Source organism: Pseudomonas beijingensis (assembly GCF_030687295.1).
Lineage (GTDB): Bacteria > Pseudomonadota > Gammaproteobacteria > Pseudomonadales > Pseudomonadaceae > Aquipseudomonas > Aquipseudomonas beijingensis.
This window is the reverse complement of sequence record NZ_CP117425.1, coordinates 197,121-221,024: the sequence shown is the minus strand read 5'-3', so window position 1 is coordinate 221,024 and position 23,904 is coordinate 197,121. Positions and strand designations below refer to the sequence as shown.

At 59.2% G+C, this 23,904-nt stretch carries 20 protein-coding genes, 1 tRNA gene and 2 pseudogenes; 12 read left to right on the top strand and 11 right to left on the bottom strand.

All coding sequences use genetic code 11. The features are described from left to right. The first annotated feature begins 131 nt into the window (after nucleotides 1–131). The 8 genes from PSH84_RS01025 to ychF all read left to right on the top strand — a co-directional run bounded on the left by PSH84_RS01025 (nucleotide 132) and on the right by ychF (nucleotide 7,049). Nucleotides 132–1,856 (top strand): tetratricopeptide repeat protein, encoded by a 1,725-nt coding sequence (locus PSH84_RS01025; RefSeq protein WP_305482150.1) that lies wholly within the window; start codon nucleotides 132–134, stop codon nucleotides 1,854–1,856. A 4-nt stretch (nucleotides 1,857–1,860) separates the two neighbouring features. Beyond that, entirely contained in the window at nucleotides 1,861–2,478 is a 618-nt protein-coding gene (gene lolB / locus PSH84_RS01020) for a lipoprotein insertase outer membrane protein LolB (RefSeq protein WP_003205525.1), read from the top strand. 1 nt (nucleotide 2,479) lies between these two features. Further along, on the top strand, nucleotides 2,480–3,331 hold the full coding sequence (gene ispE, locus PSH84_RS01015) for a 4-(cytidine 5'-diphospho)-2-C-methyl-D-erythritol kinase (RefSeq protein WP_305468464.1): 852 nt from the start codon (nucleotides 2,480–2,482) through the stop codon (nucleotides 3,329–3,331). A 37-nt stretch (nucleotides 3,332–3,368) separates the two neighbouring features. Continuing rightward, nucleotides 3,369–3,443 (top strand) — tRNA-Gln (locus tag PSH84_RS01010). A 47-nt stretch (nucleotides 3,444–3,490) separates the two neighbouring features. Then, nucleotides 3,491–4,432 (top strand): ribose-phosphate pyrophosphokinase, encoded by a 942-nt coding sequence (locus PSH84_RS01005; protein ID WP_003171603.1) that lies wholly within the window; start codon nucleotides 3,491–3,493, stop codon nucleotides 4,430–4,432. A 140-nt stretch (nucleotides 4,433–4,572) separates the two neighbouring features. Continuing rightward, nucleotides 4,573–5,175: a 50S ribosomal protein L25/general stress protein Ctc gene (locus PSH84_RS01000; protein ID WP_060740648.1), complete on the top strand. Its 603-nt coding sequence runs from the start codon at nucleotides 4,573–4,575 to the stop codon at nucleotides 5,173–5,175. A gap of 166 nt (nucleotides 5,176–5,341) precedes the next feature. Then, nucleotides 5,342–5,926 (top strand): aminoacyl-tRNA hydrolase, encoded by a 585-nt coding sequence (gene pth / locus PSH84_RS00995; RefSeq protein WP_305482149.1) that lies wholly within the window; start codon nucleotides 5,342–5,344, stop codon nucleotides 5,924–5,926. Nucleotides 5,927–5,948: 22 nt separating this feature from the next. Next, complete coding sequence (gene ychF, locus PSH84_RS00990; RefSeq protein ID WP_060740647.1) at nucleotides 5,949–7,049, top strand: redox-regulated ATPase YchF; 1,101 nt, start codon at nucleotides 5,949–5,951, stop codon at nucleotides 7,047–7,049. Between the two features lie 95 nt (nucleotides 7,050–7,144). Here the strand turns inward: ychF and PSH84_RS00985 are convergent, their stop codons facing one another. Further along, nucleotides 7,145–9,208 carry a calcium-binding protein gene (locus PSH84_RS00985; protein ID WP_305468467.1) on the bottom strand — a complete coding sequence of 688 codons (2,064 nt, stop codon included), beginning with the start codon at nucleotides 9,206–9,208 and terminating at the stop codon, nucleotides 7,145–7,147. A gap of 322 nt (nucleotides 9,209–9,530) precedes the next feature. On the opposite strand from PSH84_RS00985, the gene PSH84_RS00980 reads away from it, so the two are divergent. Together PSH84_RS00980 and PSH84_RS00975 are read left to right on the top strand one after the other, a co-directional pair. Continuing rightward, nucleotides 9,531–9,698: a nucleoid-structuring protein H-NS gene (locus PSH84_RS00980; protein ID WP_305483206.1), complete on the top strand. Its 168-nt coding sequence runs from the start codon at nucleotides 9,531–9,533 to the stop codon at nucleotides 9,696–9,698. A 592-nt stretch (nucleotides 9,699–10,290) separates the two neighbouring features. Next, nucleotides 10,291–11,591: pseudogene (locus tag PSH84_RS00975) on the top strand (IS4 family transposase). A 138-nt stretch (nucleotides 11,592–11,729) separates the two neighbouring features. Here PSH84_RS00975 and PSH84_RS00970 read toward each other — a convergent pair. The 10 genes and pseudogenes from PSH84_RS00970 to PSH84_RS00930 form a co-directional block, all read right to left on the bottom strand. After that, nucleotides 11,730–12,101: a c-type cytochrome gene (locus PSH84_RS00970; protein ID WP_305468469.1), complete on the bottom strand. Its 372-nt coding sequence runs from the start codon at nucleotides 12,099–12,101 to the stop codon at nucleotides 11,730–11,732. A gap of 78 nt (nucleotides 12,102–12,179) precedes the next feature. Next, nucleotides 12,180–12,767, bottom strand: coding sequence for a hypothetical protein (locus tag PSH84_RS00965; RefSeq protein WP_305468470.1), 588 nt, complete (start codon nucleotides 12,765–12,767; stop codon nucleotides 12,180–12,182). A 4-nt stretch (nucleotides 12,768–12,771) separates the two neighbouring features. Then, nucleotides 12,772–13,215: a DUF3592 domain-containing protein gene (locus tag PSH84_RS00960; RefSeq protein ID WP_305468471.1), complete on the bottom strand. Its 444-nt coding sequence runs from the start codon at nucleotides 13,213–13,215 to the stop codon at nucleotides 12,772–12,774. Between the two features lie 73 nt (nucleotides 13,216–13,288). Next, nucleotides 13,289–14,326, bottom strand: coding sequence for a sensor histidine kinase (locus tag PSH84_RS00955; protein ID WP_305468472.1), 1,038 nt, complete (start codon nucleotides 14,324–14,326; stop codon nucleotides 13,289–13,291). 9 nt (nucleotides 14,327–14,335) lie between these two features. Further along, nucleotides 14,336–15,796, bottom strand: a complete 1,461-nt coding sequence (locus tag PSH84_RS00950; protein WP_305468473.1) for an ATPase domain-containing protein — start codon at nucleotides 15,794–15,796, stop codon at nucleotides 14,336–14,338. Further along, nucleotides 15,793–16,227: a hypothetical protein gene (locus PSH84_RS00945; RefSeq protein ID WP_305468474.1), complete on the bottom strand. Its 435-nt coding sequence runs from the start codon at nucleotides 16,225–16,227 to the stop codon at nucleotides 15,793–15,795. The genes PSH84_RS00950 and PSH84_RS00945 overlap by 4 nt, the downstream gene beginning before the upstream one ends. 218 nt (nucleotides 16,228–16,445) lie before the next feature. Continuing rightward, nucleotides 16,446–17,234: a methyl-accepting chemotaxis protein gene (locus tag PSH84_RS28865; protein WP_436278775.1), complete on the bottom strand. Its 789-nt coding sequence runs from the start codon at nucleotides 17,232–17,234 to the stop codon at nucleotides 16,446–16,448. 159 nt (nucleotides 17,235–17,393) lie between these two features. Beyond that, nucleotides 17,394–18,608 (bottom strand): annotated as a pseudogene (locus PSH84_RS28860) (cache domain-containing protein); the annotation flags it as partial. A 501-nt stretch (nucleotides 18,609–19,109) separates the two neighbouring features. Continuing rightward, nucleotides 19,110–20,171: an ankyrin repeat domain-containing protein gene (locus PSH84_RS00935; protein ID WP_305482148.1), complete on the bottom strand. Its 1,062-nt coding sequence runs from the start codon at nucleotides 20,169–20,171 to the stop codon at nucleotides 19,110–19,112. 79 nt (nucleotides 20,172–20,250) lie between these two features. Beyond that, nucleotides 20,251–21,468: an MFS transporter gene (locus PSH84_RS00930; RefSeq protein ID WP_122564715.1), complete on the bottom strand. Its 1,218-nt coding sequence runs from the start codon at nucleotides 21,466–21,468 to the stop codon at nucleotides 20,251–20,253. A gap of 331 nt (nucleotides 21,469–21,799) precedes the next feature. Here PSH84_RS00930 and PSH84_RS28855 point away from each other — a divergent pair, with 331 nt between their 5' ends. Next, on the top strand, nucleotides 21,800–22,138 hold the full coding sequence (locus PSH84_RS28855) for a hypothetical protein (protein WP_439800545.1): 339 nt from the start codon (nucleotides 21,800–21,802) through the stop codon (nucleotides 22,136–22,138). Beyond that, the gene (locus PSH84_RS00925; RefSeq protein ID WP_439800544.1) at nucleotides 22,089–23,858 is read left to right on the top strand and encodes a methyl-accepting chemotaxis protein; all 1,770 of its coding nucleotides are present in this window, start codon (nucleotides 22,089–22,091) and stop codon (nucleotides 23,856–23,858) included. Before PSH84_RS28855 ends, PSH84_RS00925 begins: the two co-directional genes overlap by 50 nt. Nucleotides 23,859–23,904: the final 46 nt, after the last annotated feature.

Genomic DNA, 23,904 nt, shown 5'->3' with positions numbered 1-23,904 from the left:
CTTCGTCAGATTCAGAACAACCACTCGATCTCTATCGCCTCTGCCCGGGTGGTAAATCGACGGGGCGGTTATGTTTGACTCAAGGCTTGTGTCATGATGATCCGACCGCAGGTTAGTCGTCCTCTTCCTATATGAATAGATCTTCCGCGTTGCTCCTCGCCCTTGCCGTGCTCAGCGGCTGCCAGTCCATGGCCCCCGTTTCGACGGACGGTACGCCGCCAGTCGAAGACAGCGTGCAGGCCCCTGAAAAACCCAAGGTCTATGGCTCGTTCAGCGAAGAAACCATCTTCAGCCTGTTGAGCGCCGAACTGGCCGGCCAACGCAATCGCTTCGACATTGCGCTGGACAACTACGTGACCCAGGCCATCAACACCCAGGACCCGGCCATCTCCGAGCGGGCATTTCGCATCGCCGAATACCTGGGCGCCGACCAGCCTGCGCTGGATACCGCGCTGATCTGGGCCAGGAATGCCCCCGATGACCTGGAAGCGCAGCGCGCCGCCGCTGTGCAACTGGCCCGGGCCGGACGCTACGACGACTCCATGGTGTATATGGAGAAAGTCCTGCTGGGCAAGGGCGACACCCATTTCGATTTCCTGGCGCTGTCCGCCGCCGATACCGACCAGGAAACCCGCAACGGCCTGATGAAAAGCTTCGATCGCCTGTTGCAGCGCCACCCGAACAACGGCCAGCTGATTTTCGGCAAGGCCCTGCTGCTGCAACAGGATGGCGACACCCAGGGCGCCCTCACCCTGCTGGAAGACAACCCGCCGGAAGCCGGCGAAGTGGCGCCGATCCTGCTGCGTGCCCGCCTGCTGCAAGGCTTGAACCGTGGCGACGAAGCGCTGCCGTTGCTGGAAAAAAGCATCAAGAAATACCCGGACGACAAACGCCTGCGCCTCACCTACGCCCGCATGCTGGTGGAAAACAACCGCATGGACGATGCCAAGGTGGAGTTCTCCAGCTTGGTCCAGCAATACCCGGAAGACGACGAGTTGCGTTATTCCCTGGCACTGGTCTGCCTGGAAGCCAAGGCCTGGGAAGAGGCCAAGGGTTACCTGGAAGACCTGATCGCCCGGGAAAGCCACGTCGACTCGGCCCATCTGAACCTGGGTCGCATCGCCGAGGAACGCAACGACCCCGAGAGCGCACTGATCGAGTACGCCCAGGTTGGCCCGGGCAACGACTATCTGCCGGCGCAACTGCGCCAGGCCGATATCCTGATCAGCAATGGCAAGACCGCCGATGCCCAGAGCCGCCTCGCCGTACAACGCGACTCCCAGCCGGACTACGGCATCCAGTTGTACCTGATCGAAGCCGAAACCCTGTCGGCCAACAATCAGGGCGACAAGGCCTGGAACGTACTGCAGCAAGCCTTGAAGCAGTACCCGGACGATCTGAACCTGTTGTATACCCGCGCCATGCTGGCGGAAAAACGCAATGACCTGGCCCAGATGGAAAAAGACCTGCGCCTGATCATCCAGCGTGACCCGGACAACGCCATGGCCCTCAATGCCCTGGGCTACACCTTGTCGGATCGCACCACCCGCTACGACGAAGCCAAGCTGCTGATCGAACAGGCCCACCAGATCAATCCGGAAGACCCGGCGGTACTCGACAGCCTTGGCTGGGTGAATTTCCGCCTGGGCAATCTCGACGAAGCCGAACGCCTGTTGCGCCAGGCCTTGGAGCGCTTTCCCGACCAGGAAGTCGCCGCTCACCTGGGCGAGGTCCTGTGGGCCAACGGCAAACAACGCGAAGCGCGGCAAATCTGGAGCCGATTCCTCAAGGAACAGCCTGACAGCGCCATCTTGCGCAGCACCATCAAACGCCTGACCGGATCCGAGACTCTTTAAGATTATGTTTTTGCGCCATCTCATCGTTTTCAGCTTCATTGCCCTGCTCGCCGGTTGCGCGGGCTTCGGCGCCCGTGAATCCGTCCAGGGCCAGGGCAACCAGGCCCAGTGGCGCGAGCATAAACAACAACTGAGCGGCCTCGACGGCTGGCAGATCGACGGCAAGATCGGCATCCGCGCCCCGAAAGACTCGGGCAGTGGCACGCTGTTCTGGCTGCAACGCCAGGACTACTACGACATTCGCCTGTCCGGCCCACTGGGTCGCGGTGCGGCCCGCCTGACCGGCCGGCCAGGCCAGGTTTCACTGGAAGTCGCCAACCAGGGACGCTACGAGGCCCCGACCCCCGAAGCGCTGCTGGAAGAACAACTGGGCTGGAAACTGCCGGTCTCCCACCTGACCTGGTGGGTTCGCGGGCTGCCGGCGCCGGACAGTAAAAGCCGCCTGACCCTCGACGCCGACAGTCGCTTGTCCAACCTGGAACAGGACGACTGGCAGATCGAATACCTCAGCTATGCCCAGCAGAACGGCTACTGGCTGCCCGAACGCATCAAGTTGCACGGCAGTAACCTCGACGTCACGCTGGTGATCAAGCAATGGCAGCCGCGCAAGCTGGGGCAATGACATGACCGCTGCACGCCTGACCCTGCCCTCCCCGGCCAAGCTCAACCTGATGCTGCACATCCTCGGCCGTCGTCCGGACGGCTATCACGAGTTGCAGACGATTTTTCAGTTCCTGGACTACGGCGACGAAATCACCTTTGCCGTGCGCGACGACGGCGTGATTCGCCTGCACACCGAATTCGAAGGCGTCCCCCACGACAGCAACCTGATCGTCAAGGCCGCGAAACAACTCCAGGCGCAATCCGGTTGTGCCCTGGGCATCGATATCTGGATCGAAAAAATCCTGCCCATGGGCGGCGGCATCGGTGGCGGCAGCTCGAATGCGGCGACGACTTTATTGGGCCTCAATCATTTGTGGCAGCTGGGCTGGGACATCGATCGCCTGGCCACCCTGGGCCTGACGCTGGGTGCCGACGTGCCGGTTTTCGTGCGTGGCCACGCCGCTTTTGCCGAAGGCGTTGGGGAAAAACTCACCCCGGTGGACCCCGAGGAACCCTGGTACTTGGTGCTGGTGCCGCAAGTATCTGTAAGTACAGCAGAAATTTTTTCAGATCCGCTGTTGACACGTAACTCTCCTCCCATTAAAGTGCGCCCCGTTCCCAAGGGAAACAGTCGAAATGACTGCTTACCGGTGGTAGCAAGGCGTTATCCAGATGTTCGTAACGCTTTGAATTTGTTAGGTAAATTTACCGAAGCAAAACTCACCGGAACTGGAAGTTGTGTGTTTGGGGGCTTCCCAAGCAAAGCTGAAGCTGATAAAGTCTCGGCCCTTCTGACAGAGACCCTTACAGGGTTTGTAGCAAAAGGAAGCAACGTTTCGATGTTGCATCGCAAGCTGCAAGGCCTGCTCTAAAAGGAATCGAGTGCTGGGCACTCGCAGCAACAGATACAGGGGCGTCGCCAAGCGGTAAGGCAGCAGGTTTTGATCCTGCCATGCGTTGGTTCGAATCCAGCCGCCCCTGCCATTTTCCTATACTCATCCAGGTATACCCTCAGCCTTCAGGTACTGCGCGTGTCCAAGATGATGGTCTTTACGGGGAACGCCAACCCCGATCTGGCTCGGCGTGTCGTACGTCAGCTGCATATCCCTCTCGGTGACATTTCTGTCGGTAAGTTCTCCGACGGCGAAATCACTGCCGAGATCAATGAAAACGTTCGCGGTAAAGACGTCTTCATTATTCAGCCGACTTGCGCTCCGACCAACGATAACCTGATGGAACTCGTCGTGATGGCTGATGCCTTCCGCCGTTCCTCGGCTACTCGTATCACTGCTGTTATTCCTTACTTTGGTTATGCCCGTCAGGATCGCCGTCCGCGTTCCGCACGTGTGGCGATCAGCGCGAAAGTCGTGGCTGATATGCTCACCGTAGTCGGCATCGACCGTGTCCTCACGGTTGATCTGCATGCTGACCAGATTCAGGGTTTCTTCGATATTCCCGTAGATAACATCTACGGCTCCCCGGTCCTGGTGGATGATATTGAAGATCAGCGCTTCGAAAACCTGATGATCGTGTCCCCGGACATTGGCGGCGTCGTGCGTGCACGGGCTGTTGCCAAATCCCTGGGCGTGGATCTGGGTATCATCGACAAACGCCGTGAGAAAGCCAATCACTCCGAAGTGATGCATATCATCGGCGACGTCGAAGGGCGCACCTGTATCCTGGTCGATGACATGGTCGATACCGCCGGCACCTTGTGCCACGCGGCCAAGGCCCTGAAAGAGCATGGCGCTGCCAAGGTCTTTGCCTACTGCACACACCCTGTGCTGTCGGGTCGGGCGATCGAGAACATTGAAAACTCCGTGCTGGACGAGCTGGTGGTGACCAACACCATCCCGCTGTCCGCTGCAGCACAAGCCTGTGCGCGTATCCGTCAACTGGATATCGCACCGGTGGTTGCCGAAGCGGTTCGCCGCATCAGCAATGAAGAATCGATCAGCGCGATGTTCCGTTAAGGGCCCTACCCTTTTCAGGACATCTCGTTGACGAAAAGCGCCCCGCCCCAACACTCATGTTGGGGCGGGGCTTTTTTGCCCATACCGCTTTGGCGTCGGTCGCAGACGTCATGCGGAAATGGCTATTTTGGAGATACAACATGAACGATTTTACTCTGAATGCTGAAGTGCGTTCCGACCTGGGGAAAGGTGCGAGCCGCCGCCTGCGTCGTCTCGCAAGCCTGGTTCCAGCTGTAGTCTACGGTGGCGACAAAGCCCCTGAGTCCATCAGCATGCTGGCCAAAGAAGTTGCCAAACTGCTCGAAAACGAAGCGGCCTACAGCCACATCATCGAGCTGAACGTTGGCGGCACCAAGCAAAACGTCGTGATCAAAGCCCTGCAGCGTCACCCGGCCAAAGGCCACGTGATGCACGCTGACTTCGTCCGCGTTGTTGCCGGCCAGAAGCTGACTGCTGTTGTTCCAGTGCACTTCATCAATGAAGCTGCTCCGGTCAAGAAAGGCGGCGAAATCTCGCACGTGACTTCCGAGCTGGAAGTGTCCTGCCTGCCGAAAGACCTGCCTGAATTCATCGAAGTCGACCTGGCTGACGCCGAAGTCGGCACGATCATTCACCTGTCCGACCTCAAGGCTCCTAAAGGCGTTGAGTTTGTTGCTCTGGCACACGGCGATGACAAGGCTGTTGCCAACGTCCACGCTCCACGTGTTGCTCCAGAAGCCACTGAAGAAGGCGCTGCAGAGTAATTTCACTCTGTCGCCGGAGTGACCGGAAACATCGCGGACTGGAACGTAGCGAGACAGCGGGCGAGAACGCGAAGTTTACTTAACGGTGAATCCGCCATTATCGTCCACTGTCGCAACACCGCCTGATTGCGACATCGTTATCCACACTCCAGGAAGGGCCCCTATCGTGACTGCCATTAAACTGATCGTTGGCCTGGGAAATCCAGGCGCTGAATACGAACAGACCCGGCATAACGCAGGGGCCCTTTTTGTTGAGCGCATCGCGCACGCACAAGGCGTCAGCCTGGCAGCCGATCGCAAGTATTTCGGCCTGACCGGGCGCTTCTCGCACCAAGGTCAGGATGTTCGCCTGTTGATTCCCACCACCTACATGAACCGCAGCGGCCAGGCCGTGGCGGCATTGGCCGGTTTCTTTCGCATCACGCCTGAAGACATCCTGGTGGCCCACGACGAACTCGACCTGCCTCCGGGCGTTGCCAAGCTCAAGCAGGGCGGCGGCCATGGCGGTCACAACGGGTTACGCGACATCATCGCGCAACTGGGTAATCAGAATACCTTTCACCGCCTGCGGCTCGGCATCGGCCACCCAGGCGTTGCCAGTATGGTTTCAAACTTTGTCCTGGGTCGTGCGCCTCGCGCCGAACAGGAAAAACTCGATGCCAGCATCGACTTTGCCCTCGGCGTGCTGCCGGATATCCTCGCCGGTGAATGGAACCGCGCGATGAAAAACCTGCACAGCCAGAAGGCCTGACACTTATCCGAGGGGAAACACCATGGGATTCAATTGCGGCATCGTCGGCCTGCCTAACGTCGGCAAGTCCACCCTGTTCAACGCCCTGACCAAATCCGGTATCGCGGCCGAGAACTTCCCCTTCTGCACCATCGAGCCGAACAGCGGCATCGTGCCGATGCCCGATCCGCGCCTGGAAGCCTTGGCCGCTATCGTCAACCCCAAGCGCATCCTGCCGACCACCATGGAATTCGTCGACATCGCAGGCCTGGTGGCTGGCGCGTCGAAAGGCGAAGGCCTGGGTAACAAGTTTTTGGCCAACATCCGTGAGACCGATGCCATCGCCCACGTGGTGCGCTGCTTCGAAGACGAGAACGTGATTCACGTTTCCAACAGCGTCGACCCGAAACGCGACATCGAGATCATCGACCTGGAACTGATTTTCGCCGACCTCGACAGCTGCGAAAAACAACTGCAGAAAGTTGCCCGCAACGCCAAGGGTGGCGACAAGGACGCGGTCGTCCAGAAGGGCCTGCTGGAGCAGTTGATCGCCCACTTTACCGAAGGCAAGCCTGCGCGCAGCCTGATGAAGAACATGAGCACCGACGAGAAGCTGGTGATCAAGGGCTTCCACCTGCTGACCACCAAGCCGGTCATGTACATCGCCAACGTCGCTGAAGACGGTTTCGAGAACAACCCGCACCTGGACGTGGTCAAGGCCATCGCCGAAGAAGAAGGTGCCATGGTCGTTCCGGTCTGCAACAAGATCGAAGCGGAAATCGCCGAACTGGACGACGGTGAAGAGAAAGACATGTTCCTCGAGGCCCTGGGCCTGGAAGAACCTGGCCTGAACCGCGTGATCCGCGCCGGCTACGAGATGCTCCACCTGCAGACCTACTTCACTGCCGGTGTCGAAGAAGTCCGCGCCTGGACCGTCCGCGTGGGTGCCACCGCACCGCAAGCCGCCGGTGTGATCCACACTGACTTCGAAAAAGGCTTTATTCGTGCCGAAGTCATCGCCTATTCGGATTTCATTCAGTACAAGGGCGAAGCGGGCGCCAAGGAAGCGGGTAAATGGCGTCTGGAAGGCAAGGAATACATCGTCAAGGATGGTGATGTGATGCACTTCCGCTTCAACGTCTAACGTTTTTTCGCATCCGGTCATTGGAGGCGATCAAAGTCTTCATGAGCCCATCGCGTGGCAGCGACTCGCTGCCACGCGACCTTCTGGAGCCGATGTCAGGTCAATAGATGCCCTGGATCAGCCTCGGGCGCTACCCCGACCAGCCCTATCTCGGCGTCGGGAGCAAAGATCATGTCATCTTCATCAAGGCTTTCTCGCCAGTCCCCGGCAAGCGCGACCTGGAACCAATGGCCTTGTGCGTCCGCTTCCACATCCCTCAGGTAAGTGCGGTCCAGTTCGTTGTTGTAAACCATCTCCAGCGTAGTGTCCGTGCCATCTCCGAAGCCGGTATAGCCCAGGGCCGATACATCGATCTTGTCGTCAACGGTGAAGCCTTCGATAAGATCGGCAAAGCTTTGGCTGTCCGTACGATAGCTGTCCTCGGTAGACAGATAGCGGAACACGTCGTCATTTTGGTGGTTATCCGTCCACAACGAGATGTCGGCTCTATCCCCACCGTTGAGACGGTCTGCGCCCGCGCCACCGATGATGACATCGGCTCCAGCACCACCGTTGATACGGTCATTGCCGTCCAGGCCATAGATGATTTCCGCCAAGGCAGAACCGGTAATCGTATCCTTGGCAGACGTACCTTCAACAGTGGGCGCGGTGAACACCAGGTTGGTGCTGTCCAACTGCCCCACCAGGTTGCCATCCAAGGCCAGTTCAAACCGTTGCCCGGAGGCATCCGCATCGTAGTTCTTGAGGTAGGTGCGAGTGCCGTCTGCGCTCGCCATGACAGCCAAGGTGCCGTCATGGCCGTCGCCAATGCCGGTGAAGCCCAAGGCAATCAGGTCGATGCGGTCCTGAGAAGCATCGAAGTCCTGGACCCGGTCGCTGTTGTTTTGCGTGGCAGTGCGGAAACTGTCGCTCAGTTCGGTGAAGCGGAAAATGTCAGCGCCAGCGCCGCCCTGCAGAAAGTCGCGTCCACCGTTGCCTTGGAGCACATCATCACCCGCCAAGCCGTGGATGATTTCAGCGGCATCGGTCCCCTGCAGGATTTCTTCCCCGGCGTATCCGCTCACATGAAGCTTGCCGTCCTGGCTGCCGAAGTGAGTATCCACACTGCCATCGGCGTTCAAACGGATGACGCTGAAGTCCCCGTTGCTCGTGCCGGCGGCCAGAATCTTGCCATCGCCTTGTACCGTCAAAGCCACAGGCGTGTCGGCTTCGAAGGTCACCCTGCCATTGGAGCCAAAGCTGGTATCGAAGGAGCCGTCAGCGTTAAGCCGCGCGACAGTAGCCAAAGTATCGCCTTCGCCATGGCCCATCACGATGATCTTGCCGTCAGCCTGCACGGTGACCACTGAGTCTTCGCCAAAACCCGTGGCAGCGCTCAAGGAGAGTACACCGTCATCACCGAAACGGGTATCCAGCTGACCGTCGGGATTGAAGCGCTGCAGGGTGTACGTCGGATCACCTACGCCGGCGACATTGTAGGCAGCCCCGACCACAACACTTCCATCCGCCTGCACCGCAGTAGAAATCCCTCCGTTGTAGTAGGCGTCTTCGGGAATATTGACAGTCAGCGCGCCATTGTCGCCAAAGCCATCGACGAAAGTGCCGTCATTGCCGATCCTGGTCACTGTGGCCTGGTCAAACCCACGAGCGCTGATCTGGAATGTGCCATCCGTACTCGCCGTCAGGTCGATGTCCTTGAAGTCGTGGCTGATGTCGACCGTCCTAGCGCCATTTTGGCCAAAGCTGGCATCGCGTGTCCCGTCGCTGTTGAAGCGCTCCACCTGTACGCCGGTGTTCAGCACGACGGCGACAAGCACCTTGCCATCGGACTGCGCCGCCGTCAGCTCGTAGCGCGACGCCGGGGCTATCGCAGCAGGTACGATGTCGATGCCACCTTCATGGAAGCTGGTGTCCAGGCTACCATCGGCGTTCAGCCGGACAACGGAGTGGTTCTGTTCGTAACCGTAGCTTTCCTCGCCTGGCGCGCCGGGGTATCCCCATGCCAGGTACTCGGTATAGCCTCCAACCAATATCTTGCCGTCTGGTTGGATAATGATGCTCTGGTTATCGTCGAACTGACCGGTGAGGTCGACTTGGACAGTGCCCGGGCCAGTTCTCACGGTATGGGTACTTGCCATCGTGCTATCGCTGGTTGCCATGGGTTAATCCTTTAACGGGGGCTGGATCCGTCACTCTAGTAGAGCAGTAAGGATTTGCACGCTGCCCCAGCGTTGGCACGAGCAGAGTTCGACCGGTGGTTTGTTGAAGCCTAAGAAAAGGGGCTGTCCCCAATTCTCTAGCGTCTAAGTTGCAGGTGGTGTTGTGGGTGATGAGGTGATGGGGTGTATATCCGTTATTTAGGTAACGGCTACTTAGGGTTCCGCTCTTACAGCGGGTCACTTTCGAAAAGCCCGGAAGCCGGCCCAGTCGAAAGTAACCAAAGCGCTTCTGCCCCACCACTCGGCACCTCGCTTAGGCTCGGTGTGCCCTCACTCCGGCATTGCTCCGTGGGCCCGCCGCGAAGGGCCATCCATGGCCCAGCGCGGCTATCCCGGCATCCATGCCGGGATGCCCACTCCACAACGCCTGCGTTCGGCCATCGTGGTTAACGGGGCGCCCGAGATCAACGTCCACCGCGAGGCGGCCTGAGAGCCGACCTGATTCTGGGGGATTGCGTTTCTCCTGTGGGAGGGAGCCTGCTCGCGAAGGCGGTGGGTCAGTTTGCGGTGATGTTGGATGTGCCGGCCTCTTCGCGAGCAAGCTCGCTCCCACAGGGGATCTTGGTGTTCATCAGTCTTGTGTTCACCGCAGGCCCATTGTGGGAGCGAGCTTGCTCGCGATAGCGGTGGCTCAGCCACATAGATGCTGACATGTGCCCCGCTCCTGCTCTTGCTTTGGATCTTGATCTGGACGCCCCGTTAAACCACGCTGGCCGAACGCAGGCATTGCGCAGTGGGCATCCCGGCATGGATGCCGGGATAGCCGCGCTGGGCCATGGATGGCCCTTCGCGGCGGCCCACTGAGCAATGCCGGAGTGAGGGCATGCCGAGCCTAAGCGAGGCACCAAGTGGTGGGGCAAAGCGTTTTTGGTTACTTTTGGCGCTCTTCCAAAAGTGACCCGCTGTAAGAGCCATCCCTTTCAAGGTCTTAGGTAAAATCCCCTGAAGTTTCTATCAGGGATACCCGAACGATGTGGGCCGATGTTCTGGAGCGTTTCGAGAAAAAAGCACCTGCCAGCGTTATGGCCAAATTGGCGCTGGAGCACGCTATTGCTCCTGAGTGGGTCGATCAGGTTTTCGAAGAACATCGGCAACGGCAGTATTCTCGTGAGCTACTGTTCTCGACCATCATCAAGCTGATGTCCCTTGTTTCATTGGGTTTGAAGCCATCCTGCACGCCGCGGCGCGGCAACTGGAAGATCTTCCTGTCAGCCTGGCGGCCCTCTACGACAAGATCAGTCGTACCGAGCCAGCTTTGTTGCGCGCCCTGGTCACGGGCTGTGCGCAGCGCCTGGCTCCAACCATCAAGGAGTTGGGTTGCACGACGATGTTGCCGGGTTGGCAGGTTCGGGTGGTGGACGGTAATCACTTGGCATCCACTGAGAAACGACTGGGGGCTTTACGCCACGAGCGCGGCGCCGCTCGGCCCGGGTTTTCGGTGGTTGTCTACGACCCCGACCTGGATCAAGTCATCGACCTGCAGGCATGTGAAGATGCCTACGCAAGCGAGCGTGTTTGCGTGCTGCCTCTCTTGGCGGATGCCGAGCCGGGCCAGGTGTGGCTGGCTGATCGACTCTATTGCACGCTCCCGGTCATGGAGGCTTGCGAACAGGTCAAAACCTCCTTTGTCATTCGTCAACAAGCCAAGCATCCACGCTTGATTCAAGAGGGGCATTGGCAAGAACCCGTGCCTGTGGACGCGGGCACTGTGCGTGAGCAGATCATTCAGGTCAGAGGCGGTTATCAGTGTCGGCGTGTCGAACTGACGCTTCATTCGCCAACAGACTCGGGTGACAGCAGCTTGATGTTCTGGAGCAACCTGCCTGAAAGCGTCAGCGCGCAGCAGATCGCGGAACTCTATCGCCGCCGCTGGAGCATTGAAGGCATGTTCCAGCGACTGGAAACAATCCTGGAGAGTGAAATCGAAACCCTTGGTAGCCCAAAGGCTGCGTTGCTCGGGTTCGCTACTGCGGTGTTGGCCTACAACGTCCTGGCCGTACTCAAACGAAGCGTCGAGCAAGCCCATCAGGCTTCCCAGCCTGACGGCTGGGAAGCCTCAACCTATCACTTGGCGGTTCAGGTCCGGAGTGGTTATGAAGGCCTGCAAATTGCGCTGCCCTCGGAATGTCTTCCCGTCATACCTCTGGAAAAACTGGCCCAGCGCTTGTTGGAACTGGCCAGAAACATCCAACCAAAACAAGTTGCGAAAAATCCCCGGGGCCCCAAGGTGCCTAAACCCAAAACATGGGTGCAAGGCACTGCGGTGCATGCACATGTTTCAACGGACCGGGTAATCAAGGCCGCCAAAACGAAAAGACCTTGAAAGGGATGGCTGTAAGAGCGGAACCATAAGCAGCCGTTACCTAAATAACGGATATACACACAAACCAAAAAACGTATCTAAGGCCTTCAAATAAGGCACTCACACGATCAACCACACGCAGAAAAAACCCATAAAAAATCATCGACTTCTTGAAATCACACCACTCATATACTGATTCAAATCGCGAAAGTCCTTAACCCCCCAAGAAAACGGCGCTAACTTCACCCCATTCTCTTTCAAAGTCCTGGGAATCAAGTCCCCATTGGGACGAAGTATTACCGACGACACAATAACCCCCGGATAAACCCTCAAACGCTCCTTGAAAGCCGCAGTCGTAAGATCAGGCGTAGGAGGATTGCTTTTATGAGCCAATGGCCCCGTTCCCTTGAGGTCCACCCCATGGCACATGACACATCGCTGCAAATAAATACCTTTCCCATTAGCATTTTCCGCGAAGGACAGTGATGTTTGAATGAGCGACAAAATTCCTAGCGAAGCAATGACCAACATTCTCACTATTCATGCAGCCTTGTTGTATAGATCAGATCGGCGCTATTGATGCGGGAGCAAGCTCGCTCCCACACCTCACTAGAACAGATAACCCATGTAGATCGCCGCACCACCACCGGCCTGCAAACCAGCATTCACACCCGCCATGACCACGGCCCCCTTGGCCGAGCGCGCCAGTTGCCGGTTGACCGTGGTCGAAGCGATGAGCGAAGTTGCCGGGTTGGAGCTCAAGGCCACCGACAACGCCAGCAACTTGGGATCGAGCCCGAACAGCAGTGCCGTGGCCGAGCCGCCGACCACCAGGCCCACACCCACTTCGGTATACATGCATGGGCCGGTGATGTCGTCGCTGGTCAGGTCGCGATTGACCAAGGCATCGCTGACAAACACCTTGCCGGTGCTGGGAAACGCCTCTGCAGCACCGGCGCCAGCCACGCTCTTGCCCTTGATCTGGATATTGATCTTGCCGAAGCGCGGCAGCCGTGCGCCAAAGCCGACACCCACGCCGACACCGCCATAGCGGTAGCTGACGTCCTCGCCTTGGGGCGAACGCAGGATAATCGAGCCGCCGCTGCCCGCCACCATGACCACGGTCAGGCCACCGCCGCTGGCGGTCTGGTACTGCCAGCGACTTTCATTGACCGGGAGTGGGATGTTGTAGCTCATACGTTCAAAGTCCTTTATATGAATGAACCGCACCGCGGCCGCGTTGACGGAAAGCTTTTAGCAGGCCGACAAGGGTGAACACCAGGCCGATAAACCCCAACACCCCGGAGGTGCCCCATAGTGCGGCCGGGGCATCGACGATGGCGCTGCCAGCCGGCTGCTCGGGCAGGTAATGCACCCGCACCGGTTGGTCTTTCTGATAGCCGAAGATAAAACCGCCCTGGGGGTAGGAAATTTTTTCACCGCTGGCGGTGGTGAAGGCGATTTCAGGATGGGAACCGCCGGCATTCAAGTGGCTGACGATGCCATCGGCGGTCTGTGCCCGAGCGAGGAAGTCGCGTCGGTCGAGAGAGAGATTGACGGCAATGCCCAACAAGCCAATGCCAATCAGGGCAAACAGCAGGCCCAGCAGAATCGTCCCGATGCGTGACGGGGTGTCGTTAGCCATGGCGGGTCTCAGTATTCATCCATGAAAGAAGAAGATCAGGGTATCAAGAAACCCTGGCGATATCCTATCCCCCTTACGTGGCTTGACTCACCAACGGCAACCTCACCACGAACTCGCTACCCTGCCCATCCCCTGCACTCTTGCCGATTACCGTGCCGCCGTGGCTTTCGACCAACTCGCGCACCACCGTCAAGCCAATGCCCAGGCCAACGCCGTTGAAACCGACGGCGTGAACGTCCTGCACGAACGGCTCGAAGATGAACGGCAGCGCCTTGGGCGAGATCCCTATGCCGCTATCGCGGATGCCGATTTCCACCCTATCGACCTCGACGGTGGCCCAAAGCCTGATCGTACCGCTGGCAGGTGTGTACTTGGCGGCATTGCCCAGCAAGTTGCCGAAAATCTGCGCGAGCCGCACCGGATCGCCGTTCACCCATAATGCACACCCGGGTAATTGGGCACTAAAATGCAAGTCGCCAGAGAGCATGATCGGCCGACAGTTGTCGATGGATTCATGAATGATCTGAACGATATCGACAATCTCGCAATCGAGGCGAAACTTGCCGGTCTTGACCCGAGAGACGTCGAGCAAGTCTTCAACCAACCGAGACATGTGCCGCACCTGGCCTTCGATCAACTTCTGCATGCGCGGCAGTTCCTCACTGGGCGCCCGCGCCAGTCGGCCGGCAATCATACTGATGGGGTTCAGTGGATTGCGCAGTTCATGGGCCACCAGGGCGAGGACGCTACGCTGGCGCTCCAGTGCGCGTTCGGCCGAGGCCTTCAGGTGTTGCGCGCTGAGGGCGGCGATGACCAATAGCTCATTGGCTTCGCGCATATCCTGATACAACTGTTGTTGTTCTAGTGCCTGCGTGCTTTTTGGCTTTTCAGCCTCGGACTGGGCCGACAGGATCGCCAGGACCAATTGCTGGTTGGCCTCGATCAACTGCTCGATATGTTGCTTATCGGCGAGTTGGGTGTTGGCCTCGCGCAGCTCCTTATGCAACGCCGCCAACACCGCCCGCGCCTCGACGGTTTTCTGGCCAAGCAGGAACAGCTCGCGAGCGGCCGAGGCCTTCGCTTGCTCATTCTTGCCATTGGTCTCATTCATGATCGCGACTCATCCGGCGCCGTTGCCGGAAAGCTGCAGGGTCGGCCGACCGCCGAGCAACCCCTCCCGATCCGGCAACATTTCGCCGATCTGCAAGCCGTTGTCGTCGATGCGATAAAGGCGTAGCTCGTCGGAGTGAGCACTGGCCCGCACCTTGACCACCGCCATGATGCGCAATAAACGGCTCTGCACTTCAATGTAGCGCTGAACGATAATGGCGTCGGTGAGAAAAGCCGTGCCATAAGGGCTGAAGCGCAGGTCGGTGTAGCGGTCTTCCAGCTCCGAGGTCAGCAACACACTGACACCGGCGCTGGTCAACGCTGTGACCATGCGTGACAGCGACTCGCGAAAATCCTCGCGAAAGGTCGGCGCCAGCGCCAGTTCGAAGCCCGACAGCGAATCAATGACCACCCGGGTCGCTTTCAAGCGGGCGATCTCGCCCAGCAGCAGGTGCACGATTTCGTCGATGGACAAGTCCGGCGCGCGGCTATCCACCAGTCCGACTTTTCCACATTGAATCAAGTGGGCGAGCGTGGCGTTCTGGGAATGATTGGGACGTTGTTCAAACACCGCGATCACGCCGGTCTCACCGTTGCGCGCGCCTTCGGCGAGAAAGGACGCCGCCAGTATGCTCTTGCCTGAACCGGACGGCCCCGCCACTAGCAAGGAATACCCGCGTGGCAGGCCACCGCCGAGCATTTCATCGAGCTGCGGTACGCCCATGGCCAGGCGCTTGATCGGAAACTCCAGCGGCGCTTCGCCCGGATTGAAGGGAGCGGGGGCAAATACCTTGATTCCCGACGAAGCGATACGGAAGGTGTGCAGGCCCGGCAGCGTCGGCTGGCCGCGCATCTTCATGATTTCCATCTTGCGCACCATGGAATTGCGCTGAACGCTCTGGCGCAGCCAGATCAATCCATCGGCCACGGTGAAAATCGGGTTGGTATCGGTTTCGTTGAAATACTCGCCGATCAGGAAAGTCGTGGCCTGCCAGGTGGTCATCAACATGCCCAACTGCTGGACGAACTGCGGCAGGTTGTTATTCGGGTTGTCCTGGGTCTGGCTGGCCAGCACCACCGAACGGAACGAGTCAACGAATACCAGCGCCGGGGAGTGAGCCTCCACCTCGCTGACAATGCGCCGCAGCACTTCGTCCAGATCCCCGGCCAGGGTATCGTCAGCCAGATTGACGTAGCGGATCGATTGATTGACCGCTTCGCTGTCGAAGAAGTCGAACTGCTGCTGATAACGCAGCATCTTCAGCGGCGGCTCGCCCAGCACGGTAAAAAACAGCGCGGGACGCTCCGGAGTCGCCAGGGCAAACATCATCTGGTGCGCGAGGGTAGTTTTGCCGCAACCGGGGGGACCGGCGATCAGGTTGAACGAAAACTCCGGCAATCCTCCGCCCAAGACCTCGTCCAGCCCTGGCACGCCGGTAGCCAAGCGGTTGATAGTCACTTTGGTGTTCATGGCGAATTTTCCTGCGAAGGGGTGTCGCTCAAGGAAGGCTCCCACACGTCACGAAGCAACCGTGCGGTGAGCGAGGGCCCGATCAGCGTGGTCAGCAACTCATAAAAGACTGTCAGCATCGCTTCACCGAAAAACAGCGCATCGGCTTCGCTTTGCTCAACAAGTACCGATTTAAGAGCAGTCAGAACCAGGCCTGGCTGCACCCTGTCGCAGGTGCTGGTCAGGCGCGGATGAGTAGACCCACACAAGTGCAGGCTGCGGCGATACAGCGCGGCGACCCCTTGTTGACCAATGACGGGCGTAAGGGTCGCCTCTATATCCTGCAAAATTGAAATGATCGCGTGAGCGATCCTTGCAGTGTCAGCGTTGGGGCCAACGCGGTGCGTCAGAGAAGCTACGATCTGACGGCTCTCTTCGCTTAGCGTGGACATAGCTAACTGATATCCGATGGGCAAGTATCGATAGTACACCCTCAAGGACGTTATCGAGCCCCCATTGGACAAAGCAATGCAATTGCGCCCCTCTACAGCCAGCGAACAAACCTGGCTTGAACGATCCCCCAAACTGAAAAATCCCCGGCATCACTCGCTGATACGGGGATTTTGCTTCATCACACGCCAGACGGGCGCCTGGAGCGGACTGGAAAAAACTAACCTCTTTTGACTTTGAAACGTCCCAACACACGCTGCATCAGTGAGGCTCGCTCCGAAAGGTCCTTGGCCGCCACCGCGCACTCTTGTGAGTTGGACTGGTTTTTCTGCGTCACTTCATCGATCTGCTCCAAACCGATGCTGGCCTGCTGCAAGCCCGAAGCCTGCTCGCTGGAGGCCTGGTAGATCAACGAAACCAGGTTGGAAACCGCGCTGGTTCCCGTGACGATGTTTTTCAGCGATTCGGCGGTCCGGCCGGCGATGATCATGCCGCGCTGCGTCTTGCTCGATGAGTCGGCGATCAATGCCGCCGTCTGCTGGGCGGCCTCGGCGCTGCGGGCGGCCAGGCTGCGTACTTCGTCGGCAACGACGGCAAAACCGCGCCCAAGCTCACCTGCCCGGGCGGCTTCGATGGCCGCGTTCAGCGCCAACAGATTGGTTTGTGCGGCAATATTGTCGATGGTGGTGATGATCGCGGTGATGTCCTTGCCCGAGTTGTCGATTTCGGCCATGGCGGCAATCAGCTCGCTCATCAATTTATCGCTCTCCCCCGCATCAGCCCGCGATGCCTGGGATTGCTCATCGGCTTTCTTGGCGTTGGCGGCGTTGTCCCGGGTCTGCGCAGCCATTTGCGTCATCACCGCGCTGATTTCGGTAATGGACGACGCGGAATTCGACGCGCCATCGGACAACGACTGGCTCAGATCAGTGACCTGCGCCGAGCTGCCGGTAATCTGCGTAGCGCTGGTCTGCACCTCGGAAATCAGCTGGTTCAGGTTGCTGACCATCTTCTCCAGCGACTTGCCCAGGGTATCGTGGGGCGAAGACAAGCGGACCTCCAGGTCCAGATCACCTTCGGAAATACGCTCGGCCACACGAACCTGGCGTTGCAGACTTTCGGACATGTCGTTAAGCGCCACAGACAATTGCCCGACTTCATCCTCGGATTTCTGCACCAGGCGACGAGAAAAATCCCCCAGGCTGATGTTGGCGGCCAAGGCCGCGGCCTCGCGGATCGGCCCGACGATTTTCGCGGCGGCAAACCACAGGGCGGCCAGGGCCAACAGGGAAATGACCATCCCCACCGACACTTGCCAGATGCTGTTGCTGATACTGCGCGCCTGCAGCTCTTGCTCCAGGGCTATCGCCTGGCTCATGACCACGGCCTTGGGCAGACGAATCAGCACCGCCCAGGGCTTGCCTGTGCGACCCAGCGTAATGGGCATCAGCACTTCGATATGCTGGGTTTGTGGATTGAGCAGGCCATTGCCACGACCGCTCTGGATGTCGCGCAGCACGCTTTCCCAGGACTCAGGTAACAACGCCTTGATGGGCTGGCCAATCAAGTCAGTACGCTGGCTGTCCGCAACCACCAGGCCCTGGTTACTCAGGATCGTCACCGTGCCTTTGCCGCCGTAGAGCTCGGCAGACATCTGCTCGCTGAGCTTCTGGATAAAAGCGATGTCGAAGTCAGCACCGACCACACCGTAGAACTTGCCATTGGCGACGATCGGAACCGACAAAGTGGTCAGCCAAACGTTTTTACCCTGGACCACATAAGGAATGGGGTCCAGCACGCTTTCCTTCAGGGTGTCGCGCGGGCCGCTGTACCAGCCGCCTTTGGGCACACCGTTAGGGTGACGGTCCGGGGAGTCATACTCGACCAACGGCTGCACCGCGACATGGCCACCGGCGCTACGTGTCCAGTAAGGCGTGAAGCGCCCTGTCTGTGGATTGTTACCGTCCTGGGCATTGCGCAACGCCAGATCCTGTCCATCCAGCGCATCCGGTTCCCAACAGGAATAGGTGCCATTGAAATCAGGGTTGTCCTTGAGGACGCTGAGCAACACCGTATTGATCTGCTCCCTGCCCAATGCCAGGGGGCTTTGCGTGCTCTTGCTGGCGGCAAAGGTATTGGCCATGGTGCGGGCTGCATCCAGGGCATTCTGCAACTTGGCCTGGATGGCATTGGCCCGGGACTCGGCCAGGTTCTGAATTTCCCGGATCGTTGATTTTTCAACCAGCGCCGAGACTTCGGTGGCCACGTATTGCTCATTGGCCCGAGCGGTAAAGAGCCCGTAGATAATCAGGCTGACCGATGAAACAAACAGACAAACGCCTGCCGTGACACAAATGCGTGCCTGCAATGACTTGAACTTCATATCATCCCCTGCCTGATTCTATTTATTGCCAACGTTAAAGACGAAGGCCTCTAACTTGTGCGCGACGCGGCGAATAACAATCAATCATGGCTGTTTACGCGGCCCACGAGGCAATCGCCTTGAAAGGGCACGGCGATACAGCTGCTTTATAAGTATTTGAGACGTGGCAGGTGGGGCACAAAAAGCAGTAGAGATATTCAAGTCAGGAACCGAAGGCCTTATGTCCAGGACAGTAAGGGCGATAGCTGGAAAGAATGCGAAGCCTGCTTGTCCAGTCACCACAAGGTCACCCTTGAATAATGCCGCAGAATCCATTCAGACCAATAACCACGACAGCAAATTAACACGACCGGGTTTTATACAAAATCAAACTTAGGCGTTATACAAAACAGTACTTTAGTCTTAATTCACCAAAGGCCCGACATCCAGGGTGAAAGTGCCCGCGCGCGAGGTGTCACGCCGGGCTATTCGATCCTGAAAGAGGCTGGGCACGCCGTCGCGTTATCGGCTATAGGAGGGCATCGCCAATGGCACCGGCTGCGGGTTGGCGATGACCCAACGCACAGCCAATTCACAGAGACGCTCGGTCTGCTCGGCGTTATCGTTGCCATTGCGCAGAACGGCAGCCAGCGCCCGTGCTTCAGCGAGCTCGGCCGCAGGCAAGGGCACGGCGCTGCCCACATGGTCAACCAGAGCCGCCAACATCGCTTTGAAATCCGCGTCCCAGTTGGCCGAGCCGTTGTGGTGAATCTCTCGGGAAATACGGCCACTGATGCGGATCACCTCACCCTGCGCCGTCGCTGCGGCGCCAGAGGATGGCACCAGCAGCTCCCACAGTTGCTGATGCTGGTCACGCCAGTCACTGGCCGCTACGACGATAGCGGCCTGACCGTCGTGAACCTTGCGAGGGGCGACGGGAGTGACGTTGAAAAGACGATAAAGACTGGCCAGGGCAGCGTCCGTTGTCTCGAGGTAGTCCGGGTTGAAGGAGGCCCGGTGAAACTCGAACTCACGACCGATGCGCTGCACTTCAGCGAGCATGCGGTCATCGGCTTGCAGCCCTGCCGCCAGCAGCGTCTGGACGATTTCCGCGGTGGCCTCGATATCGGCATTGCGGGTAGTCGCCAGGGCAATATGCAACACACCCTGTCCCTGCCGACTCTTGGCATCGACATTGGCGCCACGGCGGATCAGGGCAGCAATGGCCTCGGCCTTGTGACTGTTGGCCGCGGCATGCAATGGCGTGTAGCCCTGGTAATCCTGCGCCTCGATATCGGCGCCCAAATCCAGCAGCAGATCGACACCACCGATCCAACTCGAACTGCGATGGTGCAGGGGCGTTCGTTGGTAAGTGTCACGGGCATTAATGTCGGCGCCCTGCTCCACCAGCCAACGGACCAGTTCGTCGGGGCAGTTGTAGAAGCCCAGCGCGGTGCTCTTGCTGTAACCCCCGGTGGCTTCAAGCTCGCACGCATCGAAGACGGCGACCAGTTCGGCAAACGAGGCCTGCTCCAGCCGCTGACCAAAATCCTTCGGCAGAGTCTTGCGTTTACGCTTACCCATGGCGACGGCCACCGTTCTGATCCAAAGATTTTTCAGCATAAAAACAAATACTCATCGGTCACGGCCATCTGAATGTAGATCAGACTTTTTTAGTTCTCGGCAGGAATATCGCCAACACCCCGAACAACGGCAGGAACGAACACAGCCAGTACACGTACTCGATACCCCGGATGTCCGCCAGGTGCCCCAGCAGCGCAGCGCCAATCCCGCCGAAACCGAACATCAGCCCGAAGAACACACCGGCGATCATCCCGACATTGCCCGGCACCAGTTCCTGGGCGTACACGACGATGGCCGAGAACGCCGAGGCGAGGATGAAGCCGATGACCACGCTGAGGATGCTGGTCCACAGCAGGTCGACGTGAGGCAGGATCAGGGTGAAGGGTGCCACGCCGAGGATCGAGAACCAGATCACCGCCTTGCGCCCGATCCGGTCGCCAATCGGGCCGCCAAAAAAGGTCCCCGCCGCCACCGCGCCGAGGAACAGGAACAGGTGCAACTGCGAAGAAGCCACCGACAGGTCGAACTTCTCGATCAGATAGAACGTGAAGTAGCTGGTAAAACTGGCCATGTAGAAGTACTTGGAAAACACCAGCAGCCCCAGCACCACCAGCGCACTCAAGACCCGGCCCTTGGACAGACCATGGGTGGCCGCCTGGCCTTGCTTGAGCTTGAACAGGTTCAAGTGGTTGGCGTACCAGCGGCTGATGCGGTACAGCACGAACAGCGCAAACAGGGCGAACAGCCCGAACCAGGCCACGTTGCCTTGCCCGTAGGGAATGATGATCGCCGCCGCCAGCAGCGGGCCGAAGGCAGAGCCGGCGTTACCGCCCACCTGGAACGTCGATTGCGCCAGCCCGTAGCGGCCACCCGAGGCCAGTCGTGCCACCCGCGATGCTTCCGGGTGGAAGGTCGACGAGCCGATGCCGATCAACGCCGCCGCCAACAGGATCAAGGCAAAACTACCGACCATGGACATCATCACAATGCCGATCAGCGTGCACACCGTCCCGGCCGGCAGTAGCCAGGGCTTGGGATGTCGATCCGTGTGATAGCCGACCCAGGGCTGCAACAAAGATGCGGTTAACTGGAACGTCAGGGTGATCAGGCCAACCTGGGTGAAGGTCAGGCCGTAGCTGTCCTTGAGCATCGGGTAGATCGAGGGCAGCACCGCCTGGATCAAGTCGTTGATCAAGTGCGCCAGCGCCACGGCGCCGATGATGCGCATGACCAACGGGCTGCTTTGCGCTGTGCCGGCAACGGATGGGGCGGCGGCCTGGGTATTGCTGATAGCCATGGGAGTTTCCATACGACAGAGGGTGCACACGGGCAGGTGCGTCAATGTGCCATTTTTCGGTGCGACAAGGCTATCCCCTTAGCTTGCTATCGACCTTGAAAAATTGTCGAATTCCAAGGTGATAGCCCAACGCCATGGTCTGAATCTTGCCTTGTTAATGCCCTACAACGCGGCTCCTTACAAAGGAGACCGAGAATGGGAAGTTTCGCTACAGAGCTGGCCTACCGAGCCGATTTGGACAAACTTTCGAAGCCTTTTAAAAGGGCACCCGTTTTGGCACTTGTGTAGAAACGCACAAAAACAGTGCAAGGGTGTTCAGGGGAGTATGGGCATGCAGGCTTTTTTATCACCGGGAATCAGGTTGTTGGGGCATTTCGGCTTCGCCCGTAAATTCCAATTGCTGTTCCTGCTTTTTATCCTGCCGCTCATGGGCAGCCTGTGGCTCATCGGCCAGGACTATCGCGACAAACTCAGCCTGATTTCCGGGGAACGCGCCGGGGTTCGTCAATTGCTGGCACTGGATAACCTCGACAACCTGCTCACCGCCCAGCGCAACCGCGCCGCCCGCTGGCGTGCCACCGAAACCAATCGGCAGCCGACACCCGCGACGCTGGCCGCGCATGGCGGCGTACGATGCCGTGCAACCGGCCCTCAACCAGGCCGCCAGTGACCTGGCCAATACGCTGCAAACCGAAGGGGCCGAAGCCGATACCCTCGCCCGCTATCAAACCCTGCAAACCAGCCTCAACGGCCTGGATTCGAAAAGCCTGGGCAGCGTGGGTTGGTGGCCGGATGGCTATGACCGCTTCACCGCGGCCCTCAGCGCCCTGCAAGCGTTGCGCGAGCAGATGGTCATGGACAACCGCCTGACCCTCGCCTCCTGGTTGGAGACTTATCTGCTGACCCAGATCTCCACCCAACAGACGCCGGACCTGATCGAACGGGTCGGCCGCCTGGCCAGCGTCGGCCAGTCCTCCGTAGTATCAGGCCAGTTCACGCTGCAGAGTCGCCTGCAACTGCGGGACCTGCGCAGCCGTATCGGCGATGCCCGGGATCAACTGGTCAAGACCGGAGCACTGCTGGAAACCCGCCTGCCCAGCAACCTGCAGACCTGGGCCGGACAATTCCAAGGTAGCCTCAAGCACTTGGACGCCGGCCTGAAAGTGCTGGATGACGGCGTGTTCGGCGGCTCCATCAACCTGAAGCCGGAAGACTTCGAAAAACACATGGACGCCCTCCTCGCCGACCTGGCGACCCTGCGGCAACAATCACTGGTGGCATTGGATACGCGACTGGAACACTACCACGGTTCGGCGATTCGCCAGTTCACCCTGGTAGCGACGGTGCTGGGTTGCCTGCTGCTGGCGGCGCTGTATCTTTTTGTGTGCCTGCAAGCGTCGATCCGGCGCAGCGCCAGCGGCATCACCCTGCTGGCCGAGGCCCTGCGCGATGGCAATCTCAGCCTGCAAGTGCCGGTGCAAGGACGTGATGAACTGGCGGCCATCAGCACCGCCCTCAACGTCGCCGTGGTGCAGTTGCGCAACAGCCTGCTGGGGGTGGATCACGAGACCTTGCAGTTGAGCAATGCCGTGCGCACCCTCAATACACACTCCAGCGGCGCCCTGGGAGAAGTCGAGGCCCAACAGATGCAGATCAGCCAGATCGCTGCCGCCGCGACGCAACTGGCCGCCACCTCCCAGGGCGTGGCGAAGAGTTGTGAACAGGCATCTGACAGCGCCCAGCAAACCCGCCGCATCGCCGCCGACAGCAGCCGCGACAGCCAGCGCACCACGGCGAGCATCCAGCAACTCAACCAGCGACTCAACGAAACCGCCGCCGCACTGGGGCGGGTCAGCGAACAGGGGCAACAGATCCAACTGGTGGTCGATACCATTCGCGGCGTGGCCGAGCAGACCAATCTCCTGGCCCTCAATGCCGCCATCGAAGCGGCTCGCGCCGGGGAACAAGGGCGTGGTTTCGCGGTGGTGGCCGATGAAGTGCGCAGCCTGTCACAACGCACCCAGTCCTCCACGCAACAGATTGCCGGCACCGTCGACAGCCTGCGCGCCACGGTCAACGAGGCCGTCAGCCTGATGGAAGCCGCTTGTGGCCAGGCCCAGACCGACGCCGAAGCCGTCACCGGTCTGGGCGAACGGCTGGGAGAAATTGCCAGCGCCGTGCAAAGCGTCACCGACACCCTGGCGCAAATCGCCACCGCCGTGGATGAACAGGCCAGCACCGCCGACGAGGTCAGCGGCAATATCCAGCAGGTCGACCAGGCGGCCATGCGCTTGCTCGAAGGCGCACGGGCCGTGAACGTGGCGGCCGATACCCTGAGCCAGGGAAGCAAAGCCTTGAGTGCCAACACAGGGAGATTTCAGCTCGGCTGACAGGGATTTGCAGCGAGGATTGTTAAGCGGTTGAAAGCGCAGAGAA